This window comes from Roseateles cavernae (assembly GCF_040187885.1).
Lineage (GTDB): Bacteria > Pseudomonadota > Gammaproteobacteria > Burkholderiales > Burkholderiaceae_C > Roseateles_E > Roseateles_E cavernae.
In genome coordinates, this window is record NZ_JBDPLH010000001.1 from 1 (window position 1) to 14,811 (window position 14,811).

Consider the following 14,811-nt stretch of genomic DNA (forward strand, 5'->3'; position numbering starts at 1 on the left):
GTGGTCAACGTGACCGATGGTGCCCACATTGACGTGCGGCTTGGTGCGTTCAAATTTGCCTTTTGCCATCTTGCGCTCCTGAACAGGATCAGATCAGACCAGAAGAAATTGGTGGTGCCCATGACGCGGATCGAACGCGTGACCTCTCCCTTACCAAGGGAGTGCTCTACCACTGAGCCACATGGGCATCGACACAGGTTTGACGGCAAAACAACCAGCAAACCGGTATCGACGCTACAACCACCTCACACAACCAAGCGCCCCGCAGATGGAGCGGGAAACGGGAATCGAACCCGTGTCATTAGCTTGGAAGGCTAAGGTTCTACCATTGAACTACTCCCGCCCGGGAGCCTTGATCAATCCAAATCTTCTTCATCGCCTCGCTGAAATCGAGACCCCGGATCACCGGCATCTCGACCCATCAAAACGTTCGCCCTGGTGGAGGAGGCTGGATTCGAACCAGCGTACGCGTTAGCGGGCAGATTTACAGTCTGCTGCCTTTAACCACTCGGCCACCCCTCCGAGGCGAGCCTGCGACTATAGCACAGCTTTTTGGTGCCGCAAAGACTTTTCAAAATCAGCAGAACCAGACCCCGCTCCGCCTACCGAGCACACACCGGCACACCCGCGCGAATTCAGCACCACCCACCCGCACTTACAACCAATACCAGCCAAAACCTGAAAGCAATACCAATTAGCTACCAAGAAACAACGCCACCACCCGGCTGCTGTCGCAAAAGCAACGACAAGCAGGGAAAACACGAGTCATAAAGTGGTAGCAAAGTGGCACTACACCACCGTATAGTGGCATGGCATTGGTTGCACATTGATGTCCATCTGGGGCGCCAGACGCATGCCACTTCTCCGTGGCCATGCATCGGGCTCCGCGTCTAAACAGGCCGATTCGTTGACGGCCATATCGAGGAGCAGTTATGAAAAAGGTCAATAAGACCCCCATCGCGGCCGCCGTGTCGCTGACATTGCTGGGCGCGGTTTTCGGCGCCCAAGCCCAACAGGCCGGTCAAGCCGCAGCGAAGCCTGATGCCGCCCAGCTCGACCAGGTGGTGATCACCGGCATCCGCGCTTCGCTGGAAACCGCTGCCAATATCAAGAAGAACGCCACCGCCGTGGTGGACGCCGTGTCCGCCGAGGACGTGGGCAAGCTGCCGGACGCGGACGTCGGCCAGGCGCTGGGTCGCATTCCCGGCATTTCGGTGGGTCGCGCCTTCGGTCAAGGCGCTGCGGTGTCGATCCGCGGCACCGACCCGCAGATGACCTACACCACGCTGAACGGCCAGACCGTCGCGTCCACCGGCTGGTATGACCAGAACGACATCGACCGCTCCTTCAACTACTCGCTGCTGCCCGCCGAGATGATCGGCGGCATGGAGGTCTACAAGTCTTCGCAGGCCAACTTGACCGAAGGCGGCATCGGCGGGACCGTGATCGTCAAGACCCGCAAGCCGCTGGACCTGAAGGCCAACACGGCCTTCGGCAGCGTGCGCTACGGCGACGGCACCATCAGCGACCCGGAGAAGGAGTTCTCCGGTCTGTACAGCTGGCGCAATGAGGCCCGCAGCTTCGGCGTGCTGGTTGCCGCCGGTCAATCCAAGGGCGACTACATCCGCCGTGGCGTCGAGGCCGACAGCCGCTGGAACAGCGATGTGGCCCCCACGGCCTTCATTCAGGAACGCAAGCGCACCGCCTTCAACGTCGCTCTGCAAGCACGCCCGGTCGAAGGTCTGGAACTGGGTCTGAACCTGCTGAAGATGAAGCTGGACGCCAACAGCTCCAACACCAGCGACTACCTGATGCATGACCCGAACTGCGACAAGCGCAACACCGCTGTCAGTTCGGCCTTCAATCCCAACGGCATGTGCTTGCACAGCACGAGCACCGCAGCCTCCGGCCCGACCAATAAGTTCATCCAGATCTGGGCCCGCGGCGCCAGCATGGACTCGGACAGCGTCGTCGCCGATGCCCATTACACGCTCGGCAACGCCAAGTTCGACCTTGTGATCGGCAGCACCAAGGCAAGCGGCGGCACCTCGATCACCACCAACTACCAGGACAACTCCTGGAACGGCACCTTCAAGCGCCCAGAGTGGCAAGGCACGATCGACGCCACCGGCAAGCAGATTCAGATCAACCCAAGCACCAACCAGTCCTGGGGCTTGAGCGCCCTGCCGGCACAGTTGGCCCCGATGGGTTGGGCCACCTCGGCCGGCCCGAACAAGGACAAGGAGCAGTTCGGTCAGTTCGACGCCACCGTCGACCTCGACTGGGGTGTCATCACTGCCTTCAAGACCGGTGTGCGCCTTGCGGATCACACCTTTGAGAAGCGTGCCTTCCGCCCAGTCTGGTCGGCTCGCATCAACGCCAACGAGACTGTCGATATGCCAGCCAGCACCGGCTCGCTGTTCGACGGCTCGGTGAATGTCGGCGGCTGGACGGTTCCGCGCGCCAACATCGGCGCCATGCTGAGCAACACTGCCAAGGCCATCGGTTCCTGGGTGGAAGACCGTTCGGGCTATGGCGAGTTGAACGAGAAGAACCGCTCGGTCTACGGCATGTTCGAGTTCGACACCCCCGGCCTGCGCGGTAACTTCGGTCTGCGCTACATCTCCACCAGGGCCACCAGCACCGGCTACAAGTTCGACGGCGTTACCCCGGCTGACCAGTACTCCGGCAACCAGAACTGGGCCAAGACCACGGCCTCGACGAAGTCGACCTACAACGATGTGCTGCCCAGCGTGAACTTGGCCTTCGACCTGCGCAAGGACCTGGTGCTGCGCGCCACGGCATCGCAAGCCATCACCCGCCCGAACTTCGCCAATATGTTCGGCGTGACGGTGTCGGGCTACAACGACGACCGCAATGGCAACGAAACCTGGACCGTCGGCAACATCGGCCTGAAGCCCATGAAGTCCAGCCAGGCCGACCTCGGACTGGAGTACTACTACGGCCGCGGCAATATGCTGTCCGCCACCTACTTCGTGAAGGACATCTCGAACTTCGTCGTCGCCAATGTTCTGCAAAACCAGAAGGTCGGCCTGGTCGACCCGAAGACCGGTGTTGACAACTGGACGGTGCAGAGCTTCCAGAACTCCGGCGGCGGCAAGATCCGCGGCCTGGAATTGCAGGCCAGCCACGCCTTCGGCAATGGCTTTGGCGCGCTGGGCAACTACACCTTCACCGAAGGCAATGCCCCCGCCAGCAGCTACCTGGATCAGTTGGGTGTGTTCACCCAGTCCTCCAAGCACAACGTGAACCTGGTCGGCTACTACGAGAACGAGAGCTACTTCGGCCGCCTGGCCTACAACTGGCGCTCCAAGTACATGATCCGCGAAGGCGCCTTCTGGTACGGCAACCGCATGCATGACGCTTACGGCACGCTGGACGCCAGCCTGGGCTGGAACATCACCAAGAACCTGAAGCTGTCCTTCGAGGCCATCAATCTGACCAAGGAAGATGATGTTCAGTATGGTGCCGCCGCCGCCTCCAACACCGGCATCAAGGACCCGCTGCGCGCCGGCTTTCCGGCCTGGAGCTTCAAGGGTGAGACCACCTTCAAGCTGGGCCTGAGCGCCAAGTTCTGATCGACGAATATCCGTCACCACAAAAGCCCGGCAGCCGCCGGGCTTTTTTTCGTCTGCGCGCGCAGGCATGCAAGGTCACGCCAACGACACAAAGCAAAACGCGCGGCCAAGGGCCACGCGTTCTTCAGATCAGCGCCTGTCGACGGCGCTAGAAGTCGTAGAAGGTATTGAGGGTCAGCCGGCCCTGGCGCGGGTCGCTACTCAGGCCTTGCCGCGGGTTGACGATGGCCGAATGCAGCAAGCTGCCCCGGTAGATCACCAGACGGTTGAAGCGCGCGGGCATCATGCCCAGCAGCTCGAAGCACTCGTTCGAGTCGGTGAAATAGCGCGGCGGCGCCGGGCAGCGCTCGGCCTCCGCGTAAATCATCTCGCCATAACGCTCGCGATTGTCGGCCGTGATCTGCTGCAGGCCGCTGGCCTTGTGTCGGTAGAAGGCCGTGCCGCCATGTCGCTCATCGCAGAGGTAGAGCAGCACGGCCATGAAATGCGGCGTGCTGGCATCGAAATGGGGCACGCGCTGCAAGGGGCCCAGATCCTGCGGCGCCACATTGGTGAGCGAGAAGGTGCAAGGCGACTTGCGCAGCGCGAGTTCCTCCGGCACACCGAAGTTCAGCCGGATCAGCGGGTCAAGCAGCTCCGTCAGGTTTTCGCTATAGGCCGGTGGCACCGGCGCTCGGACACCGGGATAGCCCTTGCGCTCATCCGCGCCCGCACAGAGCTCGAAGCGGGCATGGGCGGCCGCCTCGACCAAGGCCTCGGGGTGCGTCAGGAAATCGTCGATGACGACGACCTGATGCTCGCCGACCCGCACCGAGCGGATGTCGGGCGGCATGCGAATCGAGTAGGGATCATTCATGCTCGGGGCTCGGCGGCGACTACGAGAATTGGGAGACAGCCCATTGTCCCAGCCGACACAGCTTGCGGCAGGAACATCCGATCAAACCTTGATGTAGATCCGCTGCCGGTCCAGCACCCGCATCAACGGCCACCAGACAGCAACGAAGGCCAGCGCGAAGGCCAGCGAGGCCGCCTCAGCGCCCAGCGCCGCGCCGACGGTCGGCAGCAGCCAGCCCTGATAGATGGCGGCCTGCCAACCCAGAGCGGCCAGCACCACACTCATCACCCAGGCGCCGGCATACGCCGTGATCGCGTTGACCCCAAAGCTGCGCCCCAGGGCCGGCCAGCCGCGCTGGTCGATCAGACGCTGGGCCAGCAGCAGGGTCAGTGTCGCGATGCCGCCACTCCACAGCACGAAGCTGGGCGTCCACAGCTGCTTGTTCATCGGTTGCCACTGGCTCCACAGCCAACCCGCCGCGAGGCAAAACAGGCCGGCAGCCAGCAGCGCCTTCATGTGGCGCTCGCGCAGCCAGGCGCCGACGCGCAGGCCCAGCATGGTGGTGGCCAGCGCACCCAGGGTCGACAGCAGGCCCTCGGGCTCGTGGGCCAGGCCCTCGCGCCACTCATAGGCCAGCGGGCCCAGCAGCAGGCTGTCGACCCGGGCGGCAATATTGCCGGCCTTGTCCAGGCCGCCGCTACTCAGCAGCAGCAGGCCCCAGCCCAGCAACAGGGCCAGCAGCAGGCCCCATTGCTGGCGCGGCCGCAGAACCAGGGCCGCCAGCCCGGTCAGCGCGAAGCAGATCGCGATGCGCTGCAGCACGCCCATCAGGCGGAAATAGGGCTTGTCCATCAGCCACCAGGCCAGCGCATGCAGGGCCAGGCCCAGCAGCAAGATGCGCAGCGCACGTATCAGCACCGCGCGGCGCAGCGGTGCGAGTGCAGCGCCCGCCTCGACCTTGGGGCCCAGCGCCAGGCTCAGCGAGACGCCGACGATGAACAGGAAGAAGGGAAAGATCAGATCGGTCGGCGTGCAGCCATGCCAGGCCGCATGCTGCAGCGGCGCATAGACATGGCCCCAGTCACCGGGGTTGTTGACCAGCAGCATCGCGGCGACACACAGGCCGCGCAGCGCATCGACCGAGGCGTAGCGTTGATTCATCGACTATTCCGGGCCGGGCTCAGAAGTCGCAGCGGCTGTCCAGCGGCGGCTGAGCCGGCGGCACCTGGTCGACGCGGGCGGAGCCGGCATGGCGCAGCGCCGCCACCTGCGCCGCCACCTCGGCCGGGCTCAGCCGCGCATTGCGCGCATGAAAGACCCAGTCCACATCCTGCTCGTAGACCCGCGGCGTGGCGCTGGCCGGCAGCAGGCCGCCGGGCGAGAACCACAGATTGAAATTGATCGACATCGGCACCACCGGATAGTTGCGGCCGCCATGCCGGGCCACCGGGCGGCCGTCGATGAAGAGCCGCACCTGGCCGTCCAGCACCTGCATCATCAGCGTATGCCAGCCGTTGAGCGAGCCGCGCTCCTGGTGCGAACCGTTGAAGGCCTGCCAGGGCTCCAGCTTGACCGTCTGCCAGCTGATGCCGTAGATGCGGGTGTCCGGGCTGCCCCAGCCGCCGTTGGGCAGGTACTCCCAATCGATCTCGCTGAACTCGGGATCAAAGTCGTGCTTCAGCGGGCTGACCACATAAAAGGTCTGGATCACCGGGTCGCCGTCGGCGCCGCTGCTGGGCTCATCGCGAAAGCGCACCCGCGCCGCATACGTGCCCTCCAGATACTTGCGCGCATGGCACAGCTGCACCTGCTGCGTGCCCGGCCCGGTGCCATCGGTGGCGGCGCGCAGGCGCAGCAGGCGGTTGCCCTTGAGCTCGGCATCGTCCAGCAGGCTCAGCGCGTCGCTGCGCCACTGCGCACCCGGGATGCCGGGATGGCCGGCCTGGCTGCGCGGGGTCCAGCCGCCGCCGCCCAACTCGCCGCTGTGGCGGTAGCTGAAGTCGTCAAAAAAAACCTGCGCAGGCGCTTGCGCCCGCGCAGGTTGACAAAGGCAAACGGTGGTCAGGGCGGCCAGCGCCAGCTCGCACAGTGCATTGGGCATGGTCGGTTCTCGCTTCAGCTGGCCAGCGGCGCCGCTGCGGGCTGCTCGGAGGCCGGCACGGCCGCAGGCGCAGGAATCTTGACGAAGAACAGCAGCAGCAGCACCGGCAGGCCGCAGACGATGGTCCAGAGGAAGAAGCTCTGGTAGCCCATGGTCATCTGGATGTCGCCGCTGATGGTCTTGGAGAAGATGAAGCCCAGCTGCATCACGCCGGTGCCCAGCGCGTAGTGCGCGGTCGAGAACTTGCCCGGCGCCACCACCTGCATGATGAAGAGAATCATGCCGACAAAGCCGAAGCCATAGCCGAAGTTCTCGAACGCCACCGCCGCACCGATGTGCAGCACATCGCTGGGCATCGTGGCGGACAGATAGTAGAAGGTGGCATTCGGCACGGCCATGCACACGATCAGGAAGGGCATGGCGCGCTTGAGGCCCAGCCAGGCCGTGAAGTAGCCGCCCAGGATGCTGCCGATCAGGAAGGCCGCCGTGCCGTAGATGCCATAGATGCTGCCGATCTGGTCGGTAGTCAGGCCCAGCCCGCCCAGCGCCCTCGCCTCCTTCATGAACAGCGGGCCGATGGTCTGCACCTGGCCTTCGGCAAAGCGAAACAGCACGATGAAGAGCACCATCATCCAGATGCCCGGCTTCTGGAACAGGTCCAGCACCACCTCGCGCAGCGTGCGGGCCACGCTGGCCGCGCTGAGCTCGCTGCGCTCGGTGTTCAGTGTGCCGGGCAGCGCCCAGGCGTTGTAGGCCGCCAGGCTCGCGAGCAGCACGGCCAGCAGCACGAAGATCGCCGACCAGGCATTGAACACGCCCACGCTGGCCTCCAGCTTGCCGGCCAGCACCAGCAGGCCGCCCAGCGTCAGGAACTTCGAAGCGTTGAAGAACGCGCCCTGCCAGCCCGCATAGGCCGCCTGCTGGGTCGGGTTGAGGCTGCTCAGGTACAGCCCGTCGCAGGCGATGTCATGGGTCGCGGCGGCATAGGCCAGCAGGAACAGCACCGCGACGGAGGCCGCGAAATACATCGGCAGCTGCACCGCCAGCGCCAGCAGCGCCAGGCCCACGGCACCGGTGAACTGCATCGCCACCACCACCAGCTTCTTGCTGCTCAGCAACTCCAGAAAGGGGCTCCACAGCGGCTTGATCGCCCAGGCCAGCCCCAGCAGGCCGGTCCAACGCGCGTTCTGGTCGTTGGGCACGCCCATGCTCTTGAACATCAGGCCGGCAATCAGCATGACGACGAAGAACTGCAGGCCCTGCACAAAGTACAGCGTCGGCACCCAGCGAATCGGGGAAGCGAGGGGCGAGCGTTGCTGGGTCATGGTGGGGCTCTAGTTGAGGGTGACAGGGGACTGTGCTTGCGCTGGGGCGGCGCCGTTCAGCCAGGCGGCCAGGGCCGCCAGTGCGCCGTCCGCATAGCCCCAGGTGATGACGGTGGGGGCCGCCACATCGAGGGCCTGGAACGGGTTCCACAGCACCAGATGCAGGTCCGGCCGCCAGTGGCCCGCCTGCTCGCCGTAGCGGGCCCGGTGGGTCGAGGCGACGATGGTGCGGCGGCCGTCGGCCGGCACATCGACCCAGGCCAGCGCGGCGATGTCATCCAGCGCGACGAAGTCCACATCGCCGAAACCGTCGAACAGCGCCCGCACCTGCGCGCCGGTCGGGCCCGCCTCGGAGACGCCGTCGGTCGGCACGCTGTCCTGCACATAGACGCGCAGCCGCTCGCTGCGCGCCGGCGCCTGCGCGCCGCGCAGCGCCGTCAGCCCGGCTGCCCAGGCCTGGCGCATCAAGGCGTCATCGCCGTCGCGCTGCGCGCCGCGGTAGTCGTCATGCACCACCGGGTAGGCGCGGGCCAGCGCGTCCAGGCGCGCGGCGGCGCGCTCGCCCTGGGCGTGCGTCAGCTCGCCGCTGGCAAAGGCCGCTTGCAAGGCCGCGATAGCCTGGCCCTGCTCCTCCAGCGAGCCCTGCGCCAATATCATGTCGGCGCCGGCATTGATCGCCAGCACCGCCGCGCGCGCATAGCCATAGCGCTCGGCGATGGCCTTCATCATCAGCGCGTCGGTGATGACCACGCCCTCGTAGCCCAGCTCCTCGCGCAGGATGCCGCCCAGCACCTTCTTCGACAGCGTGGCCGGGTAGTCGGGGTCGATCTGCGGATAGACGATATGGGCCGTCATCACCGAGGGCGCGGCATCACGCAAGGCCTTGAAGGGCCGCAGCTCCAGCGCATCGAGCTCGGCGCGGCTCTTGTCCACCGTCGGCAGGTCCAGATGCGAGTCGACATGGGTGTCGCCATGGCCGGGGAAGTGCTTGATGCAGCAGGCCACGCCGGCGGCCAGCGAGCCGCGCATCCAGGCCCCGGCCAGGCGGGTCACCTCGTCGGCATCCTCGGCAAAGCTGCGCTCGGCGATCACCGGATTGGCCGGGTTGTTGTTGATGTCGGTGACCGGCGCGAAGTTCCAGTTCACGCCGATGCCGCGCAGGCCGCGGGCCACGGCCGCGCCGACTCGCTCGGTCAAGGCCTCGTCGCCGGCCGCACCCAGTGCCATCGCCGAGGGCGGCTGCGGCAGGAAGGTCGCGCGCACCACCGAGCCGCCCTCCTGGTCGAGGCCGATCAGGGCCTCGGGGCCTATCACCTCGCGCAGATCGCGGGTCAGCTGGCGCACCTCGGCCTCGCTGCCCAGATTCTTGCGGAACAGGCAGACCGCGCGGATATGGTGCTCGCGCAGGAAAGCGGCCGTGGCCGCGTCCAGGGATTTGCCCTGGATATCGACCATCACCAGACGGCCGGGCTGGAAAGCAGGGGTGGCGCTCATGATCAATGCGTCTTCGTGACCTTGGCCAGATGGCGCGGCTGGTCGGGGTTGAGCCCGCGCGCGCGCGCCAGCGCTTCCACCATCGGGTAGAAGCTCTGCACCGCGGCGATCGGGTCCAGGTCCTCGTTGCCGGTGCAGGCGAGCTCCAGCTCGGCGCCGGGCGTGCCGGCCGGCGCGGCCAGCAGCACGCGCGCGCCACGGCCGCGCATCTCCTCGGCCAGCGCGATCAGGCCGGCCTGGGCCGGGCCGCGCGGCGCGAACACCAAGAGCGGATAGCCTTCCTCGACCAAGGCCATCGGTCCGTGCTTGACCTCGGCGCCCGAGAAGGCCTCGGCCTGGATGCCGCAGGTCTCCTTGAACTTCAGCGCCGCCTCCATCGCGATCGCCAGGCCGGTGCCACGGCCGATCACGAACAGCTTGTCGGCATCCTTCAAGGCCTCGACTGCCACATCCCAGCGCAGCGCGGCCGCCTTCTCCAGCGCCTGCGGCAGGGTCTGCAGCGCGGCGGACAGGTCTTCGTCCGCCTGCCAGGCCGCGACCACGCGGGCACCGGCCACCAGCTGGGCGATATAGCTCTTGGTCGCGGCGACGCTCTGCTCCGGGCCGGCATGCAGGCCGAACACATGCTGGGCGGCGGCCGCCAGCGGCGAGCCCTCGGCGTTCACAAAGGCCACGGTGCGGGCCCCGCCGGCGCTGAAGAATTTCGTCGGCGCCACCAGGTCCGGGCTCTGGCCGGACTGCGAGAAGGCCAGCGAGACCAGGCCCTTGCACTCGATCTTGCTCTGGTACAGCGTGATCAGCGACATCGGCAGCGAGGTCACCAGCCGACCCAGCCGCGCCATCATCAGATAGGCCATGTAGTGGGCCGCATGGTCGGAGCTGCCGCGGGCCACCGTCAGCAGGCTGGTCGGCGGGCTGGCGCGCAGCGCCTCGCCAAGCGCCGCATAGGCATTCTGGTCGGCGGCCAGCTGGCGCGCCACGGCGGCGGGCGCGCTCAGCGCTTCCTCAAGCATTCGCGATGTCAATCTCTTCCCCTTCAACAAGCACACGCTGCAACTGCAGATCCCGGTCCATCACCACCAAATCGGCCCAGGCGCCGACGGCCAGGCGGCCGCGTTCGTCCAGGCCCATGTAATCGGCCGCATGGGTGGAGACGCGGCGCGAGGCGTCCGCGATCTCCAGCCCCAGCCCCACCAGATTGCGCAGCGCCTGGTCCAGCGTCAGCGTGCTGCCCGCCAGCGTGCCGTCGGGCAGGCGCACGCCGCCCATGCACTTGCGCACCTTGTGGCTGCCCAGGCTGTACTCGCCATCGGGCATGCCGGCCGCAGCGGTCGAATCGCTGACGCAGAACAGGCAGGGAATGGCGCGCAGCGCCACCTTGATCGCGCCCGGATGCACATGCAGCAGGTCGGGAATGATTTCCGAATATTGCGCATGGGCCAGCGCCGCGCCCACCATGCCCGGCTCGCGGTGGTGCAGGCCGGTCATCGCGTTGAACAGATGGGTGAAGCCGCCGGCGCCATGCGCCAGCGCGGCCACGCCGTCCTCGTAAGTGCCCAGCGTGTGGCCGATCTGCACCTGGAAACCGGCCGCGCGCAGCGCGGTGATCAGATCCAGATTGCCGGGCAGCTCGGGCGCCAGCGTGATCAGCCGGATCGGGGCCAGCGCATGCAGCGCCTGGATTTCCTCGATGCTGGCCGGCTTGGCGAAGTCGGGCTGGGCGCCGAGCTTGCCGGGGTTGATGTAAGGACCTTCCAGATGCACGCCCAGCACCCGGGCGCTGCCGCTCGCGCGCTCGCGGCAGACCGGGCCCAGCGCGCTCAGCGCCGCACGGATGTCGCCCATCGGCGCCGTCATCGTCGTCGCCAGCAGCGCGGTCGTGCCATGGCGCGCATGCATGCGGGCGATCGCCAGCGCGGCGTCGCCGCCTTCCATCGTGTCGCGCCCGCCTCCGCCATGCACATGCACATCGATGAAGCCCGGCAGCACGAGAGGCAGCGCCCGGCCGTGGCGCAGCTCGGATTCGCTGACCGGCTCGCCGCTGATGGCCGCGATGCGCCCGCCCTGCTGCGTCAGCGTGCCGCGCACAAAGCCCTGCGGCGTCAGGACATAGCCCTCTATGGTCTCGACCAAGCTCATCCCCGCCTCAGCCCTCACGCCGCATCTCGGCGACGAAATCGTAGTAATCGCTGCGGCAGTAGGAGTGCGTCAGCTCCACCGCCTGGCCCGACTCCAGAAAGCCCACCCGCGTGATGAACAGCACCGCCTGACCCACCGGCACTTCCAGCAGCTCGGCCAGCTTGGGCTCGGCATTGATGGCCCGGATGTGCTGCAGCGCGCGCACCGGCGCGCCGCCATGCTGGGCCAGATGGGCGTACAGCGAGGCCTCGACGGCCTGCGGATCGGGCAGCACCGCCTCGGGCAGCACGCTGACCTCGTAAGCCATCACCACCGTGTCGGCCAGGCGCAGGCGCTCCAGGCGCGAGACCCGCTCGCCGGTGGTCAGGCCCAGGCTCAGCTGCTCATCGGGCGCGGCCAGCGAGAAGCTGCGCGTCAGCCAGCGCGAGCTGGGCTTGAAGCCGCGCTGATGCAGCTCTTCCGAGAAGCTGGTCAGGCGCGACAGCGGCTGCTCCAGCTTGGGGGCGATGTAGTTGCCCGAGCCGCGCTTGCGGATGATCAGCCCCTGCTCGACCAGCCGGTCGATGGCCTTGCGGGCCGTGACCCGGGACAGATCCAGCGATTCGGACAGCACCCGCTCCGAGGGCAAGGCCTCGTCGGCGTGGTACTGGCCGTCGCGGATCGCCTGGGCCAGCTTCTGGGCCAGCTGCATATACAGCGGCGAGGCCGCCTGCGGATCGGGCTTGAATTGGAAGGGCAGCTTGGCGGCGCTTGACATGATTTTCTTAGGACCCCATCTCGGTTAAGGCGCCGCGAACCAGCAGCAGCGCGCCCGCGGCCGAATCGCCCTGGGGCGCGACGCAGCGGGTTCGTATCGAATCGGAAAAAAGCGGCGCCAGACGCAGCGCCACGCTGCCGCACAGCGCCAGCGGCAACTGCCCTTGCGGGTCGAGCGCCAAGGCCAGCCGCTCCAGTTCGGCCACGGCCTCGCTGACAAAGCCCTGGGCAACCGGATCATGCGCGGCGTTCTCGAACACCAGCGGCGCCAGCCGCGCGTGGCCATGCTGGGCGGCGCTGGCGCACCAGGCCAGCAGGGTTTCGCGGTCGCTGCCGGCAAAAGCCCAGACCGCGCGGGCCAGCGGCCCGGCCGGCACCCGGCCGTCCAGCGCCTGCTGGGCATGGCGCATCGCCTTCAGCCCCAGCCAGGCGCCGCTGCCCTCGTCGCCGTTGATCCAGCCCCAGCCGCTGCTCATCACGCGCGAACCATCGGCACGCAAGGCCTCGCCCACCGAACCGGTGCCGGCCGCGACCACCGCGCCCGGCGCGCCGCCATGGGCACCCAGCACCGTGGTGTAGCCGTCGTTGTCCAGCACCACATGGGCATAGCCGGGCTGGATGCGCATAAAGGCCTGGGCCTGCTCGACCACGGTAGCCCCCGACAGGCCCAGGCCGATGGCACACTCGGCCAGGTTCAGCGAGTCCAGGCCCGCCTGCCGGCAAGCCGCTTGCAGGGCTTGCTGGATATGATGCCAAGCCTGCTCGGCGCCCTGCCCCAAGGCCGAGGGTCCAGCCTCACCCTGACCCAGCAGGCGACCATCCAGATCGGCCAGCCGCAGTCGGGTGCCGGTGCCACCGCCATCGACGCCCACCAGGTAGCGTATGGTCTTGATATGGCTGGGAGTGAGCGCATCAAGCGCGCGTTCGAGGACCGTTCTCATGTTAATACCAGTCTAGTACCAGAGATACCGGTACGTCAATTGGTATTCCACTGATTTACCCTCAGTGACGCGGGTTCCGCCTTAATCTCGGGTTAATACCAATAAGGCACCAAATCAGGGTTATTCCGGTAAACGCCAATCCAGCGCCCGCCCCTGCTCGGCCAGCCAGTGGGCGGCCCGGGAGAAATGGCCGCAGCCGATAAAGGGCAGCGGCGGCCGCATCGCCGACAGCGGCGATGGATGGTTGGACTGCAGGATCAGATGCTGCGGCCCGGCCGCCGCGATCAGCGCCGCCTTGGCCTGGGCATGCGCGCCCCAGAGCATGAAGACCTTGGGCGCAGCATCGGCTGCCGCAGCCCGGATCAGCGCATCGGTCAGCGCCTCCCAACCCCGTTTGGCATGGCTGGCCGGCGCGCCGTCCTCGACCGTCAGGCAGGTGTTGAGCAGCAGCACGCCGCGCTGGCCCCAAGCGCCCAGATGGCCATGGGGCGGCGGCGTCAGGCCCAAGTCGCGCTGCAGCTCCTTGTAGATATTGCGCAGGCTGGGTGGCAGCTTCTTGAGACCGCGCGGCACCGAGAAGGACAGGCCCTCGGCCTGTCCCGGGCCGTGGTACGGATCCTGGCCCAGGATCACGACCTTGACCTGGTCCAGCGGCGTCAGCTGCAGCGCGCGATAGGGCTCGGGCGGATAGATCGTCGCGCCGGCCGCGCGGCGCTGGGCCAGATAGGCCTCCAGGCCCTGACCGGCCGGGCTGGCGCGCCAGGCCTCGACGACGGGCGTCCAGCCGCCTGCTGCCACTGCGCTCACGCGAACAGCTCGGCCAGCGCCGCGCCGGGATCGGGCGCGCGCATGAAGGCCTCGCCGACCAGGAAGGCGTTCACCTGGGCGGCGCGCATCGTCTGCACATCGGCCGGGCCGAGGATGCCGCTCTCGGTGACCAGCAGGCGCTCGGCCGGCACGCTCCTCAGCAGGCCCAGGGTCGTGTCCAGCGTGACCTCGAAGCTGCGCAGATTGCGGTTATTGATGCCCACCAAGGGCGTCTTCAGCCGCAGCGCGCGGTCCAGCTCGGCGCCGTCGTGCACCTCGACCAGCACCGCCAGGCCCAGGCTTTGCGCGCAGGTCTCCAGATCGGCCATCTGCGCGTCTTCGAGGCAGGCGGCGATCAGCAGGATGCAATCGGCCCCCATCGCGCGGGCCTCATAGACCTGGTACTCGTCGACCATGAAGTCCTTGCGCAGCACCGGCAGCGTGCAAGCCGCCCGGGCCTGCTGCAGATAGGCCGGCGCGCCCTGGAAGAACTGCGCATCGGTCAGCACGCTGAGACAGGCCGCGCCATGCCGCTCATAGCTGGCGGCGATCTCGGCCGGACGGAAGTCGGCGCGTATCACGCCCTTGCTGGGGCTGGCCTTCTTGATCTCGGCGATCACCGCACTTCCCTTCAAGGGACTGCCGGCGGCGATCTTGGCGCGCAGCGCGGCCTCGAAGTCGCGCAGGCCGCCGAGCTGCTCGGCCTCGCGCCGCACGGTCGCCAGCGGCAGCGCGGCGCGCGCGGCCTTGATCTCCTCGTGCTTGACCGCAACGATGCGCTTCAGGATGTCGTCCATCTCGATCTTTCTCTCTC

The 14,811-nt window shown here is 67.1% G+C and carries 12 protein-coding genes, 3 tRNA genes and 1 pseudogene; 1 reads left to right on the forward strand and 15 read right to left on the reverse strand.

What is annotated here, in order from left to right; all coding sequences use genetic code 11:
* From ABGI63_RS00005 to ABGI63_RS00020, 4 genes and pseudogenes are all read right to left on the reverse strand, one after another.
* Positions 1-69: pseudogene (locus ABGI63_RS00005) on the reverse strand (GTP-binding protein); the annotation flags it as partial.
* A 43-nt stretch (positions 70-112) separates the two neighbouring features.
* A tRNA-Thr gene (locus ABGI63_RS00010) sits at positions 113-187 on the reverse strand.
* A gap of 82 nt (positions 188-269) precedes the next feature.
* Positions 270-343 (reverse strand) — tRNA-Gly (locus tag ABGI63_RS00015).
* Between the two features lie 93 nt (positions 344-436).
* Positions 437-522, reverse strand: a tRNA-Tyr gene (locus ABGI63_RS00020).
* Between the two features lie 410 nt (positions 523-932).
* Here ABGI63_RS00020 and ABGI63_RS00025 point away from each other — a divergent pair.
* Entirely contained in the window at positions 933-3,599 is a 2,667-nt protein-coding gene (locus ABGI63_RS00025; protein WP_349740436.1) for a TonB-dependent receptor, read from the forward strand.
* A gap of 148 nt (positions 3,600-3,747) precedes the next feature.
* Here ABGI63_RS00025 and ABGI63_RS00030 read toward each other — a convergent pair whose 3' ends face one another.
* The 11 genes from ABGI63_RS00030 to trpC form a co-directional block, all read right to left on the reverse strand.
* Positions 3,748-4,455: a DUF6445 family protein gene (locus ABGI63_RS00030; protein ID WP_349740437.1), complete on the reverse strand. Its 708-nt coding sequence runs from the start codon at positions 4,453-4,455 to the stop codon at positions 3,748-3,750.
* 81 nt (positions 4,456-4,536) lie between these two features.
* Positions 4,537-5,595 carry an acyltransferase family protein gene (locus ABGI63_RS00035; RefSeq protein ID WP_349740438.1) on the reverse strand — a complete coding sequence of 353 codons (1,059 nt, stop codon included), beginning with the start codon at positions 5,593-5,595 and terminating at the stop codon, positions 4,537-4,539.
* A 19-nt stretch (positions 5,596-5,614) separates the two neighbouring features.
* Complete coding sequence (locus ABGI63_RS00040; RefSeq protein WP_349740439.1) at positions 5,615-6,535, reverse strand: glycoside hydrolase family 16 protein; 921 nt, start codon at positions 6,533-6,535, stop codon at positions 5,615-5,617.
* 14 nt (positions 6,536-6,549) lie between these two features.
* Complete coding sequence (locus ABGI63_RS00045; protein WP_349740440.1) at positions 6,550-7,860, reverse strand: MFS transporter; 1,311 nt, start codon at positions 7,858-7,860, stop codon at positions 6,550-6,552.
* Positions 7,861-7,869: 9 nt separating this feature from the next.
* Entirely contained in the window at positions 7,870-9,354 is a 1,485-nt protein-coding gene (gene nagZ, locus ABGI63_RS00050) for a beta-N-acetylhexosaminidase (RefSeq protein ID WP_349740441.1), read from the reverse strand.
* A gap of 2 nt (positions 9,355-9,356) precedes the next feature.
* Entirely contained in the window at positions 9,357-10,367 is a 1,011-nt protein-coding gene (locus tag ABGI63_RS00055; protein WP_137942918.1) for an SIS domain-containing protein, read from the reverse strand.
* Complete coding sequence (gene nagA, locus ABGI63_RS00060) at positions 10,360-11,493, reverse strand: N-acetylglucosamine-6-phosphate deacetylase (RefSeq protein ID WP_432767362.1); 1,134 nt, start codon at positions 11,491-11,493, stop codon at positions 10,360-10,362. The genes ABGI63_RS00055 and nagA overlap by 8 nt, the downstream gene beginning before the upstream one ends.
* 7 nt (positions 11,494-11,500) lie before the next feature.
* The gene (locus ABGI63_RS00065) at positions 11,501-12,250 is read right to left on the reverse strand and encodes a GntR family transcriptional regulator (RefSeq protein WP_137942916.1); all 750 of its coding nucleotides are present in this window, start codon (positions 12,248-12,250) and stop codon (positions 11,501-11,503) included.
* A gap of 7 nt (positions 12,251-12,257) precedes the next feature.
* Complete coding sequence (locus ABGI63_RS00070) at positions 12,258-13,190, reverse strand: glucosamine kinase nucleotide-binding domain-containing protein (RefSeq protein WP_349740442.1); 933 nt, start codon at positions 13,188-13,190, stop codon at positions 12,258-12,260.
* Between the two features lie 120 nt (positions 13,191-13,310).
* Positions 13,311-13,997, reverse strand: a complete 687-nt coding sequence (locus tag ABGI63_RS00075; protein ID WP_349740443.1) for a uracil-DNA glycosylase — start codon at positions 13,995-13,997, stop codon at positions 13,311-13,313.
* A complete protein-coding gene (gene trpC / locus ABGI63_RS00080; protein ID WP_349740444.1) occupies positions 13,994-14,794 on the reverse strand; it encodes an indole-3-glycerol phosphate synthase TrpC in 801 nt (266 codons plus the stop codon). The genes ABGI63_RS00075 and trpC overlap by 4 nt, the downstream gene beginning before the upstream one ends.
* Positions 14,795-14,811: the final 17 nt, after the last annotated feature.

Excerpts from the sequence above, each read along its gene's own strand:
- ABGI63_RS00025 (WP_349740436.1), top strand. The coding sequence starts at position 933 with ATGAAAAAGGTCAATAAGACCCCCATCGCGGCCGCCGTGTCGCTGACA.
- ABGI63_RS00030 (WP_349740437.1), bottom strand. The coding sequence starts at position 4,455 with ATGAATGATCCCTACTCGATTCGCATGCCGCCCGACATCCGCTCGGTG.
- ABGI63_RS00035 (WP_349740438.1), bottom strand. The coding sequence starts at position 5,595 with ATGAATCAACGCTACGCCTCGGTCGATGCGCTGCGCGGCCTGTGTGTC.
- ABGI63_RS00040 (WP_349740439.1), bottom strand. The coding sequence starts at position 6,535 with ATGCCCAATGCACTGTGCGAGCTGGCGCTGGCCGCCCTGACCACCGTT.
- ABGI63_RS00045 (WP_349740440.1), bottom strand. The coding sequence starts at position 7,860 with ATGACCCAGCAACGCTCGCCCCTCGCTTCCCCGATTCGCTGGGTGCCG.
- nagZ (WP_349740441.1), bottom strand. The coding sequence starts at position 9,354 with ATGAGCGCCACCCCTGCTTTCCAGCCCGGCCGTCTGGTGATGGTCGAT.
- ABGI63_RS00055 (WP_137942918.1), bottom strand. The coding sequence starts at position 10,367 with ATGCTTGAGGAAGCGCTGAGCGCGCCCGCCGCCGTGGCGCGCCAGCTG.
- nagA (WP_432767362.1), bottom strand. The coding sequence starts at position 11,493 with ATGAGCTTGGTCGAGACCATAGAGGGCTATGTCCTGACGCCGCAGGGC.
- ABGI63_RS00065 (WP_137942916.1), bottom strand. The coding sequence starts at position 12,250 with ATGTCAAGCGCCGCCAAGCTGCCCTTCCAATTCAAGCCCGATCCGCAG.
- ABGI63_RS00070 (WP_349740442.1), bottom strand. The coding sequence starts at position 13,190 with ATGAGAACGGTCCTCGAACGCGCGCTTGATGCGCTCACTCCCAGCCAT.
- trpC (WP_349740444.1), bottom strand. The coding sequence starts at position 14,794 with ATGGACGACATCCTGAAGCGCATCGTTGCGGTCAAGCACGAGGAGATC.